Consider the following 17,545-nt stretch of genomic DNA (forward strand, 5'->3'; position numbering starts at 1 on the left):
GCGGCTTTGACCGATGTGGAGGTCTTGCAGGCCTCTTTGGCGACCTGCAGTTTGAAACGCGCGTCGTATCTGTTCATGTATCCCTCGGGGTTGGATCTGATGTCCAACTCCCGGGGGTCACTTCACCCTGGGGGCTTGGCCGCGGCATCCATGCCGCGGACACCCCCGCAATCCCACCCATCCCGTCCTTCGACAGTTTCCGGTGTGCCCACCACGGAAGAAAGAAGGAAGAGCAGGAGCGGGTCGCGCGCTGCGCGCGCTCTTCTGTAGAGCCGAGCCATGCTCGGCTGCTCTTCAACGTGATGACTGGAACCCCGCGCTGCACGCGTCAGCCGAGCATCGGCTCGGCTCTACAACAGCTGGCGAAGCATCGCCTTCAGTCGCCGACCTTCCAGCTGGAAGTAGTCGCGCTGTTCGCGCCAGGCGGGAAAGCGTTGTTCGACTTCATGCCAGAACGCGGGCGAATGATTCGGCTGGATCAGGTGGCAGAGTTCGTGCACCAGCACGTACTCGAACGCTTCCGGACGACCGAGCACCAAGGCCAGGTCCAGGGCCATGCTGCCATCGGGGGCCAGCGAGCCCCACTGCGAGGACATCACCTTCAGGCGCAGGCGGCTGGGGGCGCGCGGCAGGGTGGGCAGGTACTTCGGCAGCCAGCGGCCGACGTCGGCGCGGGTCTGCGCTTCATAGAACTCGCGCAGCAGGCGGCGCAGCGTGGCGTCACCACCACGGGTCGGCCACTGCACGCAGGCACCGTGCGCGTCGATCTCCAGCCGCGCGTAGCGGCCTTCCTGCCAGCGCAGCGGCAACAGTTCACCGCGCAATGGCAGCACGCCGTCTTCGCCGGGCTGCAGCGGTGCCGGCAGGCCCTGCCCCTGGTACTGCCGCAGCTGCAGCGCCAGCCAGTCGCGGTGCTGTTCCAGGAAGCGCTCGCCCATTACCAGGCTTGCGCGCGGTGGTAACGTCAACCGCGCGCCACGCTCGTCCACGCTCAGCTTGATGCGGCGCGCGCGCGGATCGCGCACGCGCAGCACCTCGATCTCGGCATCCTCCAGGCGCAGGCGAACGGTGTCGCGCTGTACGGTGGCGGGCGGGGTCGGAGTGATCAGGCGGCGCAGCAGACGGCTCATGCGCCCAGCATAGCGCTGCTTCGGGCCGCCGGATGACCGGCGACCGTCGGGCTGCCTGTTCAGTCAGCCTTGCTGAGCTTGAACGCTTCTTCCAGCAACAGGAACAGGCGGCGGATCTCGGCGCTCTGCAGGGCGAAGCGGGCATCGAACTCGGCACGGCGGCCGTCTTCGTCGGCATGCTCCAGCTGGTCCAGGGCGCCGTCGAGGAACTTCAGCTTGCGCACGATCAGGTCGTCGCCGATCACGAACGACAGGTTGTCTTCGAAGATCAGCGCCAGCTTGGTCACCTGCTTGCCGGCGTCCAGGTGCTTGTCGATCTCGTCGCAGCGCAGTTCCTGGTGCTGGCACTTGACCACCGCGCCGCCTTCGACCGGATCCTTCATCTCGCACTCTTCGCCCAGGCTCAGCCCGGTCGGCAGCGGCTCGCCGGCGATCCAGCCGGTCAGGATCGAGCGCGGCGCGACTTCGGCGTTCAGCGGCATCGCCGGGAAGCTGCCGAGCAGCCCGCGGATGTCGGACATGAAGTATTCGCCGGTCTTGCGGCTGGAGGTATCCACCGCCACGTAGCCGTGCTGCAGGTCGATGAAGGCGTCGTTGCGCGAGGACTTCACGAAGGCGCGCGGCAGCAGTTCATGCAGCAGATCGTCCTTCATGCGCTTGCGCTCGCGGCCACCCGGGCGCCGCCCTTCCTTCTCCTCGATCTCCTCCAGCTTGCGCTCGAGCAGGTCGTTGACCACCGCCGCCGGCAGGATCTTGTCCTCGCCACCCACGGTCAGCCACAGGTGTTCGGCGATGCGGTGGGACAGCAGTTCCTTCTCCTCGCGGCCGAACGGCGAAATGAAGCCGCGCGAATTCATTTCCAGCGCGCCGACAGGCTTGAGCACGGCGTGCGGCAGCAGGGTATCGACTTCGGAAAAATCGGTGGTGGTCGGGAAACGGAAGAACGTCAGGTTGCGAAAGAACATGGAATTCCGGATGGCGAAGAGGAAGGGCGACCGACCTTAAACGGTGGGCGTCTCGGGATCTGCGTCGGCGTCGGCCGGGGAGCCGGCCAGCCAGGCATGGGCGTCGGGCAGCGGCGTGTCGTCGCGACGGCCCAGCGCCATGAAGTCGAACAGGGTGGTGTCGGCCAGCTGCGAGGGCCGGACTTCACCCATGGCGCGCGCGATCTGCTCGATGCGGCCCGGATGGTCCTTTTCCCACTGCTTGAGCATCAGGCCGACCTGGCGGCGCTGCAGGTTCTCCTGGCTGCCGCACAGGTTGCAGGGAATGATCGGGAACTGGCGCGCCTGCGCGTAGTCGACGATGTCGCGCTCGCGCACGTAGGCCAGCGGCCGGATCACCACGTGCCTGCCGTCGTCGCTGCGCAGCTTCGGCGGCATGCCCGCCAGCTTGGCGTGGTGGAACAGGTTCATGAAGAACGTGGCCACCATGTCGTCGCGGTGGTGGCCCAGCGCGATCTTGGTGAAACCGTGGGTCTCGGCGTAGTTGTACAGCGCGCCACGACGCAGGCGCGAGCACAGCGAACACATCGTCTTGCCCTCCGGGATGACCCGGCTGACCACCGAATAGGTGTCCTGCTCGATGATGTGGTACGGCACGCCCAGCCCGGCCAGGTACTCCGGCAGGATGTGCTCGGGGAAGCCCGGCTGCTTCTGGTCCAGGTTCACCGCCACCAGCTCGAACGGCACCGGCGCCTTCTTCTGCAGCTGCAGCAGCACGTCCAGCAGGGTGTAGCTGTCCTTGCCGCCGGACAGGCAGACCATGACCTTGTCGCCGGCCTCGATCATGCCGAAGTCGGCAATCGCCTCGCCGACCTGGCGGCGCAGGCGCTTGGCCAGCTTGTGCTGCTCGCGCTCGGCCACGCGTGGATCGCGGGCGGCGCGCGGCTGGGGATCGGGAAGGGAAATCACGGCACTCATGGGTTCCATTCTAACGGCTCGGAGCCGCCCCGGCCGGGGGTCGGGTTTCCCCTCTCCCGGCAGTCATCAACGCTGTGTATGCTCGGAGGCTGTGGATACCTACAGCCCCGCCGAGATCGTCGAGCACCTCGCCGCCCTGCGCGCCGAGCACCGCCTGCTGGATGAACAGATCACCCGCATGGCGGCCAACGGCGAGGACGAACTGGAAGCCAAGCGCCTGAAGCGGCGCAAGCTGCAGTTGAAGGACTGCATCGCCAGGCTGGAAAGCCTGCAGATTCCCGACGAGCCGGCCTAAAGACCGTCCTGGTGGGTGCCAACCTTGGTTGGCACGGGTGGAAGTGTGCGGACCAAGGTCCGCACCCACCGCCTTGTCCGGCGCGACCTTCAATCCTGCGGCGCAGGCTCGTCCGGGCGCGCTGCTTCCGGGCTGACCCGCTCGATGGTGTGGCGCAGCTCGCGCCCCAGGATGAACTTGGCGTCCTTGGCCCAGGCATCCAGGCGTTCATCGAACAGCAGCTTGCTGTTCTCGTCCGGCCACACCAGGCGCAGTTCGCGCAGCTTCTGGATGAAGCCGCGGAACAGGGCCTTGTCGAAGAACTCGGGAGCGGCCGGCGCATAGAGCAGGCTCAGGCGCTGCGCGGCCTGCTGGCACAGGCTTTCCAGCTCGGCCGCACCGAGCACGCCCGGGCCGTTCTTCACCAGCACCGAGATGGCGATGTAGTAGCGCTCGAACGCCTGCTGCAGCGAATGGCCGATCGCCCGCAGGCGGAACACCTCGTCGGTCTGCCCGGTGTTGCGTGCCAGGATGCCGCCGTCGTCATCGTTGACGTTCTGCAGCAGGCCTTCGCGCACGAACACGTCGATGGTGCGGTCAATACGCTGCGCGAACTCGTCCTCGCTCCACGGCAGGAACAGCTCGGCCTGCAGGAACGGATATACCGTGCGGCCCAGCTGGACCAGCCCGGTACGGCTCATGCGGCGGTTGTTCTGGAAGCAGCAGGCCACCCACGACGAGGCGGTGAACAGGTGCACCACGTTGTTGCGGAAGTAGCTGAGCAGCACCGCGGTGTCGCCGCTGACGCTGAGCACATCGCCGAGCGGGTGCTTGATGCGGGTGAGGACGTTGATCTCCTCGGCATGGGCGATGATCCGCTCCGGCGAGTGCGGGGTCACCGTCACCCGGTCCGAGTACGGCATCTCGACCAGCAGCGTCTTGCACAGCTCGATCTGCGCGATCAGGTCGGCCTCGCCCATCGCGTGCTTCGGCGTGGACAGCAGGGCCAGCGCCAGCAGATTGATGGGGTTGACGTCGGCAGCGCCGTTGATGCGCACCTGGATGCGTTCGGCCAGCGTATCCACCGTGGTCGACAGCCAGGCTGGCTTCTCGTCCTCGGACACCGCCTCGCCCTTCCACTCCGGGGCCTTCTCGGCCAGCACGTCGTTCAGCGCGATCGGCTCGCCGAAGTTCACCACCACCTGGCCGTAGTTCTGCTTGAGCACCTTGGGGATGCCCCACAGCAGCGACCAGATCGACTCCTTTTCCTTCGGCCGGCCGGACAGTTCGTCCAGGTAGCTGCCGCCCTCCATCAGCTTCTCGTAGCCGATGTAGATGGGCTGGAACAGGACCGGCTTGCGCGGCTGGCGCAGGAATGCACGCAGCGTCATCGAGATCATGCCGCCCTTGGGCTGCAGCAGGCGCCCGGTACGCGAGCGGCCGCCTTCGACGAAGTACTCCAGCGAATAGCCACCGGCCACCAGCTGCGCGACGTACTCACTGAGCACTGCAGAGTACAGCGCATTGCCACGGATCGAACGGCGGATGAAGAACGCACCGCCCTTGCGCAGCAGGGTGCCGACCACCGGCAGGTTCAGGTTGATGCCGGCCACGATGTGCGGCGGCACGATGCCACGGTCGTACAGCAGGTAGGACAGCAGCAGGTAGTCCATGTGGCTGCGGTGGCTGGGCACGTAGACCACTTCGTGGCCCGGCGCGGCGGCCTTGAACTTGTCCAGGTGGTGCACCAGCACGCCCGCATAGATGCGGTTCCACACGTGGCTGAGCATGAAGCTGGCCGAGCGCACCACCGGGCTGGAATAGTCCGCAGCGATTTCCCAGGCGTAGGCGTGTGCCTTCTTCCAGGCATCGGCCGGCTTCGAGTTGTCGCGCTTGGCCTGTGCGGCGATCGCTTCGCGGACCGGCTCGGCGGCCAGCACCTGGTCCACCAGCAGGCGCCGGGTCGACAGGTCCGGGCCGATCACCGATTCACGGATGCGGCGGAAATGGGTGCGCAGCACGCGCTGCAGCTTGCGCACCGTGCGCTCCGGCTCCAGGCCTTCGTCGACGGTGCTGCGCAGCGAGATCGGCGGGGCGAAGCGCACGATGGTATTGCGCCCGTTCAGCAGCAGCCCCAGCAGGCGGCGGAAGCGGCCCACCAGCGCCCAGTTTTCCGAGAACAGCACTGCGAACCAGCCGCTCTGCTTGTCCGGCGCGCGGCCGACGAAGATCGACACCGGCACCAGGTGCACATCCAGGTCATCGCGCACGCGGTGCGCCTGCAGGACCTTGGCCAGCGAATCGGAGTGGGTCTTGGCGCCGCGCTGCTCGGGAATCAGCGAGTTGCTGGAGCTGCGCCGCGACAGCGCCAGATAGGCGCGCTTGCGGCCGGTCGGATCACCGGCCAGTGGCACCAGCGGCGACGGCAGGCCGGCCTGGCGGCAGGCCTTGTCCAGGATCAGCGCGTTGGACAGGCCGTAGTCTTCCAGCACGTACATGACCGGGCGGCCATCGTTGTACTGGCCCGGGTCTTCCGGTTCGATCTTCAGCGACAGCCACGGCTCGACCAGGCGACCGAGCAGGCGGGCCCACAGTGGACGGCGTCCGGCCGGACGCGCGTGCGCGGGCGGCGGTACCGGGTTCGGGCCGGTACCGGTCGAGGGGGACGCCGGCACCGTATCGGCGGGCGTCGACTGGGATTCTTCGCCGGGGAACGGCAGCGGGTTCTGTTTCGACATCGGCGCCATTATGGCTTAGCCGGCGGTGTTGCCGCTTCCCCACCCTCGGCGGGGGCTTCGGCCGGTGCTGGCGACGCAGCCGCGCGGGCCGCATCGGCCTTGCGCAGCAGCGCGTCGGTGTCGGCCAGGGTGCGGGTCAGGTACCAGTGGCCCTCGCGCCGGCTCAGTGGCAGCTGCAGGGTCATCTCGCGACCGGCCAGGTCGTAGTGCAGGCGCACCAGCGCATTGTCACCTTCCACCGACAGCAGTTCGCCGCGCACGCTGCGCAGCGCGTCGTCCACGCCGAGTCCGTAACTGCCCAGCACCGCCTTGAGGGTGTGGATGAACGGCGCCAGCTGCTGCAGGCTGCCTTCCATGCCGGCCGCCTGCAGGCCGGCTTCATCCTCGAAGCCGACCTTGCTGGCGGCGCCGACCAGCGCGGCGATGGTGCTGCGGGCACGTGCGCGGTCGCTGATCGGGGCAGCCTGCGCCCACCCCGCCAGGGTCTCGACCAGGGCGATGTAGTGGGCCTGCTGGCTGGGCGTGTAGCCCTTCTGGTGGCGCAGGTACTGCACGCCGAAGTTGCCCATCGACTGTGCAGCCTGGCGCACGGCGCCGGCCTGGCCAGCCAGCTGGCGATCGAAGCTGCGCTGCAGTTCGGCGCTGGCACCGGGCTTGCGCAGCGCGGCCAGCATCGGCAGCAGCTGGTCACCCAGCGGCAGTTCGGTCAGCGGCCACTGGCTGTGGCCCTCCGCCCAGGCCTGCTGCAGGCGTTGGTACTGGCCCGGCGGCACCGACAGCTTTGCGTAGCCGACCAGATCATCCTCGGCCAGGCGCAACGCCATCGCCTGTACCGCAGCCACCGGCTCGGCCGCCGGCCTGGCCGGATCGTTGGCAGACTCGCGGCACGCCGCCACGGCCAGCAGCAGCACGGCCGCCAGCCCCCATCCACGCGCAGACTTTCCTCGCACCGCCACGCTCATGCATTCGGACTCCCCGGACCGGCCCGCATCTTGCGGCCTGCGACGTGACAGCGGCAAGCCGGGACGTCACGGTTTCCAGCCAAGGGGGTCAGATCTCCTCTGCTGCGGGCAGAAGGGATCTGACCCCAGCGCCGCCACCGGGATAAAAAAAGAGCCCGGATCACGGGGATCACAGGCTCTTCAAGCCGGCGCGGGGCCGGAGGACAGTGTTGTGGCACATGTCCGGCCCGAGGACCGGATGGCGGCGATCCTACGCTGCCGTTCAAGTTAAGGCAACACTTCACGTAATGCCATGTATGTATTTGATTTTATTGTGTCAATCGCGTTGCCAAACCGCTTCAATGAAATCTACGGCGTGTTTTTCGGCGATTCGGGCATAAATCCCCGGATAGCCGGCCAGCGCACAGCCCTCGCCCCAACTGACGACACCGAACTGGGTCCAGCCTTCACGCAGGCGCAGCAGCAGCGGGCCTCCGGAATCCCCCTGGCAGCTGTCGATGCCCTCGCGGCCGGCGCAGATCACCTTGCCACGTGATAGTTCACCGCCGTACGCCTGCTGGCATTCATCGAATGACACGAACGGCACCTGTGCGGTCTGCAGCTGAGTCGGATAGACCCGGCCATCGCCGATGTCGGTGTCTCCCCAGCCGATGACCGTGAATTCACGGCCCGGCTTGAGATAGCTGGCGTCGGGCCGCAGCCGCAGTGCTACCGGCTGTGCGCCGACCAGCGGTGCGCTGAGCTGGATCAGGGCGACGTCGTGCTCCAGCGAATTGCCGCTGTTGAATGCCGGATGGACGTGGATCGCCTTGACGTTGGAGGGTCGTGGTCCGGCGTCAGTGGACAGGGCCGTGACCTTGCCGACAACGGCGATGCCACCAGGCGCTTCGCCCTGCATGCAGTGCGCGGCCGTCAGCACCCACGAGGGTGAGATGAGGGTGCCCCCGCAGAAGTGGCGATCATGGTCCGAATCGCCGTCGAAGATGCCCTGGATGCTGACCATGAACGGGTACTCGTCGGCCGGCGCCGCTTCGCCGCCGATGATGCGCGGCGCATCGCGCAGCTGCGGCGCAGCGATGGCGGGTACGGCAGACGCGGCCAACAGCAGGCCGATGAACAAAGAGGTGCTGCGATACATTTCCCTGTACTCCTCTGTCGATGGTTGGAACCGGCGCGGCCGCGGTCCGTACCGGTGCATCGATTGGGGAGCAGTGGAGAGGCCCACAGCGCGAACCTGCGCACAGTTCTCATGGCTGGCGCCGCCTGCGACAACTGCAGACCCACAAATGCGAACGCCATCCCGCATGGATCGGGATGGCGTTCGTGGTGCCGGCGTGACCGGCGTCGGCTGTGGGCTCAGCGTGCAGCCAGAGCCGACGCGATTTCCTGCAGGATCGCCCGCGCTGCGGCCTGCGGATCGGCGGCCAGGCGGATCGGGCGACCGACCACGATGGCATCGGCGCCATCGGCAAAGGCCTGCGCTACGCCAACGGTACGCTTCTGGTCATCGCCGACCGGGCCACCGGGGCGGATGCCCGGGCAGACGATCGAGAATCCGCTGCCGGTGGCAGCGCGGATCGGGCCGGCCTCCTGGCCCGAAGCGATCACGCCATCGATGCCGGCGGCCTGGGCGGCCAGCGCGCGCTCGACCACCACGTCCACCGGTTCGCGGTCGATGCCCATCTGTGCGAGGTCGGGGCGACCCATCGAGGTCAGCACGGTCACTGCCAGCAGGCGCATGTCGCCGCTGTTGGCGGCGGCGCACGCCTCCATCATGGCCGGGTGCCAGCCATGGATGGTGGCGTAGCTGACCGGCCACTGCGACAGGCGCTTGATCACCGCCGCAGCGGTGGCCGGAATGTCGAAGAACTTCAGGTCGACGAACACGCGCTTGTCGCGGCGGGCCAGCTCATCGAGCACCTGGAAGTACTCGCCGGAGGCGAGCAGTTCCATGCCGATCTTGTAGAAGGCCACGCTGTCGCCAAGGCGGTCGACCCACGCCAGCGCCTGCGCGCGGTCAGGCACGTCCAGCGCGAAGATCAGGCGCTCGTCGTCGCGCAGCGGCAGTGGCGCGCGGCTCATGGTGCGTAGTCCAGGGCGGCGCGCTTGGCGTCGTGACGGGCCTGGCGCGACTGGCTGTAATCGTTGTTGAACTGCGCCGGCTCGAAGCCACCGTAGGTCGGGTTCGGCAGCATCCACCAGCGCTCGCCGAACCAGTCGTGGTACTGCTGCAGCAGGGCGTCACGGCCTTCGTTGGTGTTGGTGGTCACTTCCACGAAGTCACCCAGCTGGTCGCCGAACTGCATCAGCACGCGGTACTTCTGCCCGGCCAGGCGGCGGCGGCAGTTCTTCTCGCTGCCGGCCTGCTCGCAGCCTTCGACCACGGTGCCCAGGCCCAGGAACACGCTGTCATCGGCTACCGGCAGGCCCTGCTCGCGCAGGTTGGCCAGGGTCGCGTCCTTCAGGTGCACGGCACGGTTGGAGATGTACAGCAGGGTCACGCCCTTGGCGTTGGCGGCCTTGGCGAAATCAACCACGCCCGGAATCGCCTTGGCCTTCTTTTCGGCCACCCACTGGTCCCAGCTCAGCTCGTCGTATTCCTTGCCGTCGCGCACCAGGCGCGCCTGGTAGGGCGAGTTGTCCAGCACGGTCTCGTCCACGTCCAGCACCACGGCCGGCTTCAGGCCCTTGGCCTCGTTGCCGCGTTCTTCTGGCACCAGTGCGTCCCAGTGGGCCTCCTTCAGCGCCGCATCCAGGCGATCGGCGGCGGCCCGGTAGGTCTGCTCGGTGATCGCCCTGTACTCCTGCGCACGCTGCATCCACAGCACGGCGTTGAGGTTGTCGTTGGCGGTGGCATCACGCGCGCCATCGGCCTTGGCGGCAGCGGCCGGGGCCTCCTGCGCGGCGGCTTCGGCAGCAGGCGCGTCCACGCGCTTGCAGGCGGACAGGCCCAGCGCCGCGGTGGCGAGCAGGGTCAGGGACAGGGAAACAGGACGACGCATGGATTCACCGGCAATCAGATATACCGGCGCATTTTACCGGCAAAGGCGGCCTCGGGACGGCTATGCTTGGCGGTTGACCCGTTGCCCTTCCGGAGGCCGCCATGACCGATTCCGCCCAGACCCCCGACGTCCCCCTGCTCGACGCCGTGCAGGCCCGCCTGCTGGGCTGCCTGGTGGAGAAGGAGGCAACCACGCCGGACACCTACCCGCTGACGGTCAACGCCGCCCAATCGGCGGCCAACCAGAAGACCGCGCGCGAGCCGGTGATGAACGTAGACGCCGGCAGCGTGCAGCACGCGCTGCGCCAGCTGGAGGCGTTGGGTCTGGCCCGCCAGCACTTCTCCTCGCGCGCCGACCGCTACGAGCACCGCCTGCAGGCCGCGCTGGACCTGACCCGGCAGCAGACCGTGCTGCTGGCGCTGCTGTTGCTGCGCGGTCCACAGACCCTGGGCGAGCTGGTGTCGCGCAGCGAGCGTCTGTACCGGTTCGCGGATATCGACGAAGCCCGCCACGCCATCGAGCGCCTGCAGCAGCGCGCGCTGCTGGTGGTGCTGCCGCGCACCAGCGGCCAGCGCGAAGACCGCTACATGCACCTGCTGTGCGGTGAAGTGGATGGTGCCGCGCTGGCGGCCAAGTACGCCAGCAGTGGCGGGGGCAGCAGCGATGCGGCCGATCCGGGCCTGGCCGAGCGCGTGGCCCAGCTGGAAACGGCCGTGGCCGAGCTGCAGGCGCAGCTGGCGGAACTGCGCAGCTGAGAGGGTGGGTGCCGACCGTTGGTCGGCACGGTGCCCATGCCAGCGAGGGCGGCCTGACCGCCCTCGCCCTGCAGACTCAGGTCGGCGTATCGACGTCGTCCCAGTCGGCCTGTTCAAAGCAGAACAACCAGTTCAGCGCGTAGTGGCGCTCGTAGATCACGCCGCCCTCCAGCGCACCGGGCATCGGTGCACCTTGGCGCTGGGCCTCACGCGCAACCCAGTGCAGGCGGTAGTGCAGATCCAGCGCATCCAGCAGCTCGGCGGTATCGCGCAGGGTCGCAGGCTCGCTGCCACTGTCAGCCTTCTGCAACAAGGCACCCACCACATCCGGCACGGCACAGGTCGCCTGCGGCCACGGCAGCGCCTCGGACAGGCCCAGCGCCCACAGCAGCACGGCCAGGCTCTCGTAGCGCCAGCCGAACGGCAGAGCCGCCTCGGCGTCCCCGTGCGCGATGAAAGCGGCCTCGGCCGGGCTCAAGGCCTCGGGCAGCGCCGGCAGGCGCTCGGCCAACTCGGCCAGGCTCAACGGTGGGTCACCGGCCTGCAGCGCCTCGGCGCGCAGCGTACACGCCAGCAGCGCCTGCGCTCTGGCCCAGACCTGGGCAGGCGCGCGCAGCTGTGCCTCGGCCGCACCCAGCACAGGTGGCAACGACGGCGGGACACGCAGCTCGTGGGCCTGCAACTGCTGTTGGCTGCGCGCACGGCGCTGCCCGGCATCGGCGGGATACGGCACCTGCGCCTGCGGATCGGGCGCGTCACCCAACAGCACCCTGCCGGCCGGATCGCGGACGCTGCCATCTTCCAGGAAGCACACCGCATTGGCCTGCAGCAGCCAAGGCTGCAGCGCCTCCAGATCAGCCTCGGCCAGCTCGAACAGATAGTGCTGGCGCACGCGCTGGACGTGCCGCATCAGGTGATAGCGCGCGGCGGTCATCTGCCCGTCGCCATGGCCCAGCACGTAGTTGACGAAGCCGCCGAGGTGCGGGGCCAGTGCGGGGTCATCAAGACCACGGACGGAGGCACTCCCGGCCTGTGGTGGCGGTGCCAGCACCGGGCCGAGGGTGGAATACGCGTTGATCAGCATCGAAGCATCCGTGCAGGAAAACAGACCTGCACCATACCCCACCGGCTCATGCTGGCTGTTGAACCACCGCCGCCCCCGGCGTGGCGTACAACCGGCTCGCGCTGTCCACGCCCGGCAGCTGGATCACGCCGCGTTCGTGCATGCCCAGCCCCAGCAGGATGCGTCCGGAAGCCACATTGTCCAGGTCGGTAATGCCGTACAGATCCTCGATGCCCAGCTCCGCACGGGCATGCGCGAAGACCGCCTGCGCCGCCTCGCCGGCATAGCCCTGCCCCGTGAACTCCGACAGCACCGCATAGCCGATATCCGGCCCCGGCAGGCCATCACGCCGCACCAGGCCGGCGTTACCCAGCCACGCGCCATCGGCCAGGCGCTCGATCGCATACATGCCGAAGCCGTTCAAGGCATAGCTGCGCAGCACGCGCAGCGCGATGTACTCCCGCGCCTGCTCCTCGCTGCGCACGTTGCGATCACCGATGAAACGCAGGAAGCCTGGATCGTTGAGCAGTGCCAGCATCGGCGCAGCATCCCGGTCTGGTTCCAGGCGGCGCAGCCGCAGGCGTTCGCTTTCGATGGGATGCATGGGTGGGCTCCGGAAGGAATACCTCGATTTTGCAACGCCAGCGCCCGCCGTGCAGCACGCTCAGGCCAAGTGGGCCACTACGATGCCCAGCCTAGCCACATGCCCCGTCACGCGGGCCGAACAGGATCGGCCAGTAGCGCACGCACAGGCGATGGACGCATGCGGCGATCAGGCAGAACCCCATGCCCATCAGCGCCAACAGCAGCGGTGCGCCCCAGCGCAATCCCGGGTGCTGGATACGAGCCTTGGAAGGCATGCCGCCGGGATACAGCACCTGTACCTGTTCGCCGACCACGTACAGTGGTGCCCCGGTAGCAAAGGACGCGGTGAACTGAATCATCTGCCCCTGTGCGGTCTGGAACCTCACCACCGGGCGATGCAGGGTGATGTCACGTGCGGGCATCCCCTCCATTTCCGACCGGGCATCCTCTGCCTGGACGGCCACCACCGTTCCGGTTACGGAAACGGCCTTGCGCGCGAAACGCTGGACGTCCACGAACAGCCAGGCGGCGGCCAGAAGGGTCAGCAGGCCCACGGCAAAGAAAAACAGCAAAAAACATCTGAGGAGGGTGGGCATGGTGCTGCCGGGTTGATCGATCAGCGTGCAGGTGCCGGCGCTGATCGAATGAAGGAGGTATCGACATGGTAGTAGCGCGGATTGCCCGGCATGACATGGACATCCAGTTCACGCCCACTCACCTGTGCACGGGGATCGGCCCATAGATACGCACTGTGGAAGACATGCCATCGAGTGGTTTCAGGATCGCGCCAGGCGCAGACGATGACGAACGGATGCCTTCCCCCCGAAAATACTCCGAGATCGCGCTTGATCGCCCGGACCTTGGCTTGCACCCGTGTCCCGTGGCGAAGGAGCTGCCTGCGCCGCCATGCCCTCGCCGCCTGCGGCAGGTGCATAAATCCCACCGCCAGCAGGAATGGGCCGCCGCCCAATCCCAGTATGACGCTCAGGCCCCAGGGTGATGAGAGCGAACGCACCAGAGCCTTGTCCGGGCGGTCCGGCAGGTACAGCACATCTACATGATCGCCCGTCATGTAGGCACGACGGCTGGTACGACCTGCCAAGAACCGCATCACTTGCCCGCTGCTGGTAGTGAATTCCACCCAGTACAGGAACTTCACCCCTGAAGTGCGCGAACCACCGCGATCAACGCTGGCAGCCACATGGGTGATCCTGCCATCGGCAATGACCGCCGCATCGAGGAAGCGCCTGGCACCAACGTAGGCCAGAAGCGCTGAAACAAGCAGGACCACGCCCAGCCCGAGGAAGGTACGGGTGAGAACAGGAGGGATGTCGTTGGACACGATGAAGGACACGGCGCGCACTTCGGGTGCGCTCACACTAGGCCTTAACCCGATGCAGGCTCAAGGCCAGAAGCGTCAATCGGACGGATTGGAATACCACTTTAGTGGCTTTTCGATCCTCAATCGAACAGCGCCTCGATCGCCGCCAACCCCGCCGTCGCGCGCTCCTTCTTGCGCGCCGCATCGGCCACCGGGTCCGCGCCATCGCGCTGGATCTCCTCGGCCGGAATCTCCTCGAAGAACCGGCTCGGCTTCAGCCGCACATGCTCGCCGAACTTGCGCGTCAGCTTGCTGTAGCTCATCCACAGCTGGATCTTGGCGCGGGTGATGCCCACGTACAGCAGGCGCCGTTCTTCCTGCAGGTTGCCCTCGTCCAGGCTGACCTGGTGCGGCAGCACGCCGTCTTCGCAGCCGACGATGAACACGTACGGGAATTCCAGGCCCTTGGAAGCGTGCAGGGTCATCATGCGCACCTGGTTGCCGCCCTCGTCCTTGTCGCTGCGCGACAGCAGCGCCAGCTGGCCGGCCAGGTCGGCGGCGGTTGCACCGCGCGGGCCGCCCTCGAACCACTGCGCCAGTTCCTCGATGTTGTTGGCGCGGCGCTGGTAGCTGGCCTCTTCCTTGGCCTGCTGGCGCAGCTCGCTCAGCAACCCCGATTCCTTGGCCACCTTGCGGATCATGTCGCCGGACGTCACCTGGCGCATCTGTGCACGCAGGTCGCGCAGGATGTCGGTGAAGCGCGCCAGGCTGTTGGCCGCGCGCGGTGGGAGCTGCTGCAGGGCACCGATGGTTTCGGCCACATGCGCCATCGGCATGTCCTTTTCCTGGGCCAGCTCGGCCAGCTTGGCCAGCGTGCCGGCACCGACGTCGCGCTTGGGCGACTGCACCGCACGCATGAACGCGGTGTCGTCATCCGGGTTCACCAGCAGGCGCAGCCAGGCCAGCGTGTCCTTCACTTCCTGGCGTTCCAGGAACATGGTGCCGCCGGTCAGGTGATAGGGAATGCGCAGCAGCTGCATCGCCTTTTCCAGCGGGCGCGACTGGAAGTTGCCACGGAACAGGATGCAGAAGTCACTCCACGGCACGTTGCGCGATTGCGCCACGAAGGCGATCTCGGCGGCGACCTTCTCCGCTTCATGTTCGCTGTTGCGGCATTCCCAAACACGGATGCGTTCGCCGTCGGCCTGGTCGCTCCACAGCTTCTTCAGGTGCTCATGCGGATTGTTGGCGATCAGCGCGTTGGCGGCGCGCAGCACGCGGTTGGAGCAGCGGTAGTTCTGCTCCAGCTTGATGATTTCCAGCATGGGGTAATCGCGCCCCATCTGCTGCAGGTTTTCGGGATTGGCGCCACGCCAGGCGTAGATCGACTGGTCATCGTCGCCGACGCAGGTGAAGTTGCCCTTCTCACCGGCCAGCTGCTTGAGCAGGCGGTACTGCGCGTCGTTGGTGTCCTGGCATTCGTCCACCAGCAGGTAGCCGATGCGCTCGCGCCAGGCCAGGGCGATGTCCGGATTCTCTTCCAGGATCTGCACCGGCAGACGGATCAGGTCATCGAAGTCGACCGCATTGAACGCGGTCAGCCTCAGCTGGTATCGCTCGTAGACGCTGGCCGCTTCCTTCTCGCGGTTGCTGCGTGCGGCGGCCATCGCCTGTTCGGGCGACAGGCCGGCGTTCTTCGCGCGCGACACCAGGTTCTTCATGTCCTCGATGTCGTCGGGCTTGGCCCCGTGCATCAGGTCCTTGATCTGCGCAGCGGCATCGTCGGCGTCGAAGATCGAGAATCCACGCTTCAGGCCCACCGCCGCGTGCTCGATCTGCAGGAACTTCAGGCCCAGCGCATGGAAGGTGCAGATCGTCACCTCGTCGGCATCCTGCTCGCGCAGGCGCTTGGCCACACGCTCGCGCATTTCCTTGGCCGACTTGTTGGTGAAGGTGATCGCCGCGATGCGGCGTGCCGGGTAGCGGCCACAGCTGATCAGGTGGGCGATCTTTTCCACGATCACGCGCGTCTTGCCGCTGCCGGCGCCGGCGAGCACCAGCAAGGGGCCTTCGATGTGCAGGACGGCGGCGGCTTGGGGGGGATTGAGACCGTGCATGGGGACAGGATTGTAGCGGGGTGCCGGCGGGCCGACCTGACTTGCATGACACCTGGCCGTAAGGTATTGAGTCGACACCGGAACACAGGAGCGTGGTCCATGTCCTTGAACATCATCGCCCGCCCGCTGGTGGCTACCCTGCTGGGCCTGCTGGCCGTGCCTGCGGCCGGGTCCGGCCCGCCGCCGCGCACGGATGCCTATGAAGCGATCGTGCTGCAGTCGCACGAGTTCCTCGTCTACCATCCGGACCTGCGCTTCCGTGGGCTCGGCATGCAGGCCCGCGAGCGGGGCCGCCACGAAGAGGCCCGCAACGACTTCCGCAATGCCGCGCGCTACGGCGACAAGCTCTCACAGGCAGCGCTGGCCGACATGCTCTGGAACGGGCAGGGCGGTCCGGTCGACCGCGCCCTGGGCTATGCATGGATGGACCTGGCGGCCGAGCGCGGCACCGAGTGGCTGGTGGTACAGCGCGAACGCTTCTGGGAGGCGCTGTCCGCCGACGAGCGCGAGCGCGCGGTGCGCGAGGGCCGCGCGCTGTATGCCGAGTTCGGCGATCCGGCCGCGACGCCGCGGCTGGAACGTGAACTGCGGGCCGGCAGCATGCGGCAGACCGGCAGCCGCGCCGGCTGGAACGGCGCCATGCGCAGCCAGGGCCGTGGCGATGCGGGGGCCCGTGTGCTGCAACCGGAAAAGCACCAGTTGGCGCGCTACTGGGACCCGGTGGCCTACCGGCAATGGCAGGACGAGGAGCTGGCCAGATCGGGGCAATGAGCCACGCCGGCCAGGCCATCGTTGCCTCGGCGCTGCTGGCACCGGGGTACGCGACAGCCGGCACGTGATCGCCCGGCCACGGCCGATCCGCGACGGCGGGCCGGGTGGCGACTAGAATTGGCCGATGGCCAAGCTCTACTTCTACTACTCGGCGATGAACGCCGGCAAGACCACCACCCTGCTGCAGAGCGCGCACAACTACCGCGAGCGCGGCATGCGGGTGGCGATCCTGACTCCACGCCTGGACGACCGTGCCGGCGCCGGCGTGGTCGCCTCGCGGATCGGCCTGCGCGCTGACGGCATGGCCTTCGACCGCGATACCGACCTGCAGCGCTGGGTGGAGCAGGATCTGGCAGCCAACGGCCCGATGGGCTGCGTGCTGGTGGACGAGGCGCAGTTCCTGACCCGCGCCCAGGTCTGGCAGCTCAGTGAGGTGGTCGACCAGCTGCGCATTCCGGTGCTGTGCTACGGCCTGCGTACCGACTTCCGCGGCGAGCTGTTCGAAGGCAGCCAGTACCTGCTGGCCTGGGCCGACGAGATGCAGGAGATCAAGACCATCTGCCACAGCGGCAAGAAGGCGACGATGACCGTGCGCGTGGACGAGCATGGCCACGCCGTGCAGGACGGCCCGCAGGTGGAGATCGGTGGCAACGAGCGCTACGTGTCGGTCAGCCGTGCCGAGTTCAAGAAGATCACCCGCGGCGAAGGCCGGATCGATCCGGCGCAGGCGCCGCTGCCGCTGTAAGGGGTGTTCTTTTGCAGGGCTTGCAGCCCTGCACCTGCTTCAAGCCGAAGCAACGGCAACAGCGGGCATTCCGTGGAATGGCGGGGCGGTGTCGGAGTGCGGGGACGCTGCAAGTACGTCCCTGTAAGCTTGGCAGCCGCATCCATGCGGCTGACACCCC

The 17,545-nt window shown here is 67.4% G+C and carries 17 protein-coding genes; 4 read left to right on the top strand and 13 right to left on the bottom strand.

All coding sequences use genetic code 11. The features are described from left to right. Positions 1–350: 350 nt before the first annotated feature. The 3 genes from ACM0PY_RS20510 to ttcA are packed head-to-tail and all read right to left on the bottom strand — an operon-like array spanning position 351 to position 3,052. Entirely contained in the window at positions 351–1,130 is a 780-nt protein-coding gene (locus ACM0PY_RS20510) for a M48 family metallopeptidase (protein ID WP_061479922.1), read from the bottom strand. A gap of 59 nt (positions 1,131–1,189) precedes the next feature. Beyond that, positions 1,190–2,095 carry a recombination-associated protein RdgC gene (locus ACM0PY_RS20515; RefSeq protein ID WP_005421064.1) on the bottom strand — a complete coding sequence of 302 codons (906 nt, stop codon included), beginning with the start codon at positions 2,093–2,095 and terminating at the stop codon, positions 1,190–1,192. A gap of 36 nt (positions 2,096–2,131) precedes the next feature. Further along, the gene (gene ttcA, locus ACM0PY_RS20520; protein WP_172412120.1) at positions 2,132–3,052 is read right to left on the bottom strand and encodes a tRNA 2-thiocytidine(32) synthetase TtcA; all 921 of its coding nucleotides are present in this window, start codon (positions 3,050–3,052) and stop codon (positions 2,132–2,134) included. Positions 3,053–3,143: 91 nt separating this feature from the next. Here ttcA and ACM0PY_RS20525 point away from each other — a divergent pair, with 91 nt between their 5' ends. After that, positions 3,144–3,347 (top strand): YdcH family protein, encoded by a 204-nt coding sequence (locus ACM0PY_RS20525; RefSeq protein ID WP_005421068.1) that lies wholly within the window; start codon positions 3,144–3,146, stop codon positions 3,345–3,347. A gap of 89 nt (positions 3,348–3,436) precedes the next feature. Here ACM0PY_RS20525 and plsB read toward each other — a convergent pair whose 3' ends face one another. From plsB to ACM0PY_RS20550, 5 genes are all read right to left on the bottom strand, one after another. Continuing rightward, complete coding sequence (plsB, locus tag ACM0PY_RS20530) at positions 3,437–6,073, bottom strand: glycerol-3-phosphate 1-O-acyltransferase PlsB (RefSeq protein WP_061479924.1); 2,637 nt, start codon at positions 6,071–6,073, stop codon at positions 3,437–3,439. Beyond that, positions 6,073–7,026, bottom strand: a complete 954-nt coding sequence (locus ACM0PY_RS20535) for a hypothetical protein (RefSeq protein ID WP_095378475.1) — start codon at positions 7,024–7,026, stop codon at positions 6,073–6,075. Before ACM0PY_RS20535 ends, plsB begins: the two co-directional genes overlap by 1 nt. A gap of 316 nt (positions 7,027–7,342) precedes the next feature. Next, positions 7,343–8,164 carry a S1 family peptidase gene (locus ACM0PY_RS20540; RefSeq protein ID WP_053498015.1) on the bottom strand — a complete coding sequence of 274 codons (822 nt, stop codon included), beginning with the start codon at positions 8,162–8,164 and terminating at the stop codon, positions 7,343–7,345. 218 nt (positions 8,165–8,382) lie between these two features. Next, positions 8,383–9,108, bottom strand: a complete 726-nt coding sequence (pyrF, locus tag ACM0PY_RS20545; RefSeq protein ID WP_134972125.1) for an orotidine-5'-phosphate decarboxylase — start codon at positions 9,106–9,108, stop codon at positions 8,383–8,385. Beyond that, positions 9,105–10,028 (bottom strand): 5'-nucleotidase, lipoprotein e(P4) family, encoded by a 924-nt coding sequence (locus ACM0PY_RS20550; protein ID WP_134972124.1) that lies wholly within the window; start codon positions 10,026–10,028, stop codon positions 9,105–9,107. Before ACM0PY_RS20550 ends, pyrF begins: the two co-directional genes overlap by 4 nt. 101 nt (positions 10,029–10,129) lie before the next feature. Here ACM0PY_RS20550 and ACM0PY_RS20555 point away from each other — a divergent pair, with 101 nt between their 5' ends. After that, complete coding sequence (locus ACM0PY_RS20555) at positions 10,130–10,783, top strand: YceH family protein (protein ID WP_134972123.1); 654 nt, start codon at positions 10,130–10,132, stop codon at positions 10,781–10,783. A 76-nt stretch (positions 10,784–10,859) separates the two neighbouring features. On the opposite strand, the gene ACM0PY_RS20560 is transcribed toward ACM0PY_RS20555, so the two are convergent. The 5 genes from ACM0PY_RS20560 to ACM0PY_RS20580 all read right to left on the bottom strand — a co-directional run bounded on the left by ACM0PY_RS20560 (position 10,860) and on the right by ACM0PY_RS20580 (position 15,869). Further along, positions 10,860–11,867 carry a DUF4272 domain-containing protein gene (locus ACM0PY_RS20560; protein WP_180886398.1) on the bottom strand — a complete coding sequence of 336 codons (1,008 nt, stop codon included), beginning with the start codon at positions 11,865–11,867 and terminating at the stop codon, positions 10,860–10,862. A gap of 46 nt (positions 11,868–11,913) precedes the next feature. Further along, positions 11,914–12,450 (bottom strand): GNAT family N-acetyltransferase, encoded by a 537-nt coding sequence (locus tag ACM0PY_RS20565; RefSeq protein WP_005421092.1) that lies wholly within the window; start codon positions 12,448–12,450, stop codon positions 11,914–11,916. A gap of 91 nt (positions 12,451–12,541) precedes the next feature. Beyond that, positions 12,542–13,027, bottom strand: coding sequence for a DUF3592 domain-containing protein (locus ACM0PY_RS20570; protein WP_095378490.1), 486 nt, complete (start codon positions 13,025–13,027; stop codon positions 12,542–12,544). A 20-nt stretch (positions 13,028–13,047) separates the two neighbouring features. Next, a complete protein-coding gene (locus ACM0PY_RS20575) occupies positions 13,048–13,785 on the bottom strand; it encodes a DUF3592 domain-containing protein (RefSeq protein ID WP_180886396.1) in 738 nt (245 codons plus the stop codon). 107 nt (positions 13,786–13,892) lie between these two features. Then, positions 13,893–15,869 (bottom strand): UvrD-helicase domain-containing protein, encoded by a 1,977-nt coding sequence (locus tag ACM0PY_RS20580; RefSeq protein WP_111202213.1) that lies wholly within the window; start codon positions 15,867–15,869, stop codon positions 13,893–13,895. A 99-nt stretch (positions 15,870–15,968) separates the two neighbouring features. Here ACM0PY_RS20580 and ACM0PY_RS20585 point away from each other — a divergent pair, with 99 nt between their 5' ends. Beyond that, on the top strand, positions 15,969–16,640 hold the full coding sequence (locus ACM0PY_RS20585; protein ID WP_180886394.1) for an SEL1-like repeat protein: 672 nt from the start codon (positions 15,969–15,971) through the stop codon (positions 16,638–16,640). 124 nt (positions 16,641–16,764) lie between these two features. After that, the gene (locus tag ACM0PY_RS20590; protein WP_005421101.1) at positions 16,765–17,385 is read left to right on the top strand and encodes a thymidine kinase; all 621 of its coding nucleotides are present in this window, start codon (positions 16,765–16,767) and stop codon (positions 17,383–17,385) included. Positions 17,386–17,545: the final 160 nt, after the last annotated feature.

This window comes from Stenotrophomonas sp. BR163, from assembly GCF_047520985.2.
Taxonomy (GTDB): Bacteria; Pseudomonadota; Gammaproteobacteria; order Xanthomonadales; family Xanthomonadaceae; genus Stenotrophomonas; species Stenotrophomonas sepilia.

What these genes read in the sequence shown, in the direction of transcription:
- ttcA (WP_172412120.1), bottom strand. Translation starts at nt 3,052, where the DNA reads ATGAGTGCCGTGATTTCCCTTCCCGATCCCCAGCCGCGCGCCGCCCGC.
- ACM0PY_RS20565 (WP_005421092.1), bottom strand. Translation starts at nt 12,450, where the DNA reads ATGCATCCCATCGAAAGCGAACGCCTGCGGCTGCGCCGCCTGGAACCA.
- ACM0PY_RS20560 (WP_180886398.1), bottom strand. Translation starts at nt 11,867, where the DNA reads ATGCTGATCAACGCGTATTCCACCCTCGGCCCGGTGCTGGCACCGCCA.
- ACM0PY_RS20555 (WP_134972123.1), top strand. Translation starts at nt 10,130, where the DNA reads ATGACCGATTCCGCCCAGACCCCCGACGTCCCCCTGCTCGACGCCGTG.
- pyrF (WP_134972125.1), bottom strand. Translation starts at nt 9,108, where the DNA reads ATGAGCCGCGCGCCACTGCCGCTGCGCGACGACGAGCGCCTGATCTTC.
- ACM0PY_RS20580 (WP_111202213.1), bottom strand. Translation starts at nt 15,869, where the DNA reads ATGCACGGTCTCAATCCCCCCCAAGCCGCCGCCGTCCTGCACATCGAA.
- ACM0PY_RS20540 (WP_053498015.1), bottom strand. Translation starts at nt 8,164, where the DNA reads ATGTATCGCAGCACCTCTTTGTTCATCGGCCTGCTGTTGGCCGCGTCT.
- ACM0PY_RS20590 (WP_005421101.1), top strand. Translation starts at nt 16,765, where the DNA reads ATGGCCAAGCTCTACTTCTACTACTCGGCGATGAACGCCGGCAAGACC.
- ACM0PY_RS20550 (WP_134972124.1), bottom strand. Translation starts at nt 10,028, where the DNA reads ATGCGTCGTCCTGTTTCCCTGTCCCTGACCCTGCTCGCCACCGCGGCG.
- ACM0PY_RS20535 (WP_095378475.1), bottom strand. Translation starts at nt 7,026, where the DNA reads ATGAGCGTGGCGGTGCGAGGAAAGTCTGCGCGTGGATGGGGGCTGGCG.
- ACM0PY_RS20515 (WP_005421064.1), bottom strand. Translation starts at nt 2,095, where the DNA reads ATGTTCTTTCGCAACCTGACGTTCTTCCGTTTCCCGACCACCACCGAT.
- ACM0PY_RS20510 (WP_061479922.1), bottom strand. Translation starts at nt 1,130, where the DNA reads ATGAGCCGTCTGCTGCGCCGCCTGATCACTCCGACCCCGCCCGCCACC.
- ACM0PY_RS20585 (WP_180886394.1), top strand. Translation starts at nt 15,969, where the DNA reads ATGTCCTTGAACATCATCGCCCGCCCGCTGGTGGCTACCCTGCTGGGC.
- plsB (WP_061479924.1), bottom strand. Translation starts at nt 6,073, where the DNA reads ATGGCGCCGATGTCGAAACAGAACCCGCTGCCGTTCCCCGGCGAAGAA.
- ACM0PY_RS20570 (WP_095378490.1), bottom strand. Translation starts at nt 13,027, where the DNA reads ATGCCCACCCTCCTCAGATGTTTTTTGCTGTTTTTCTTTGCCGTGGGC.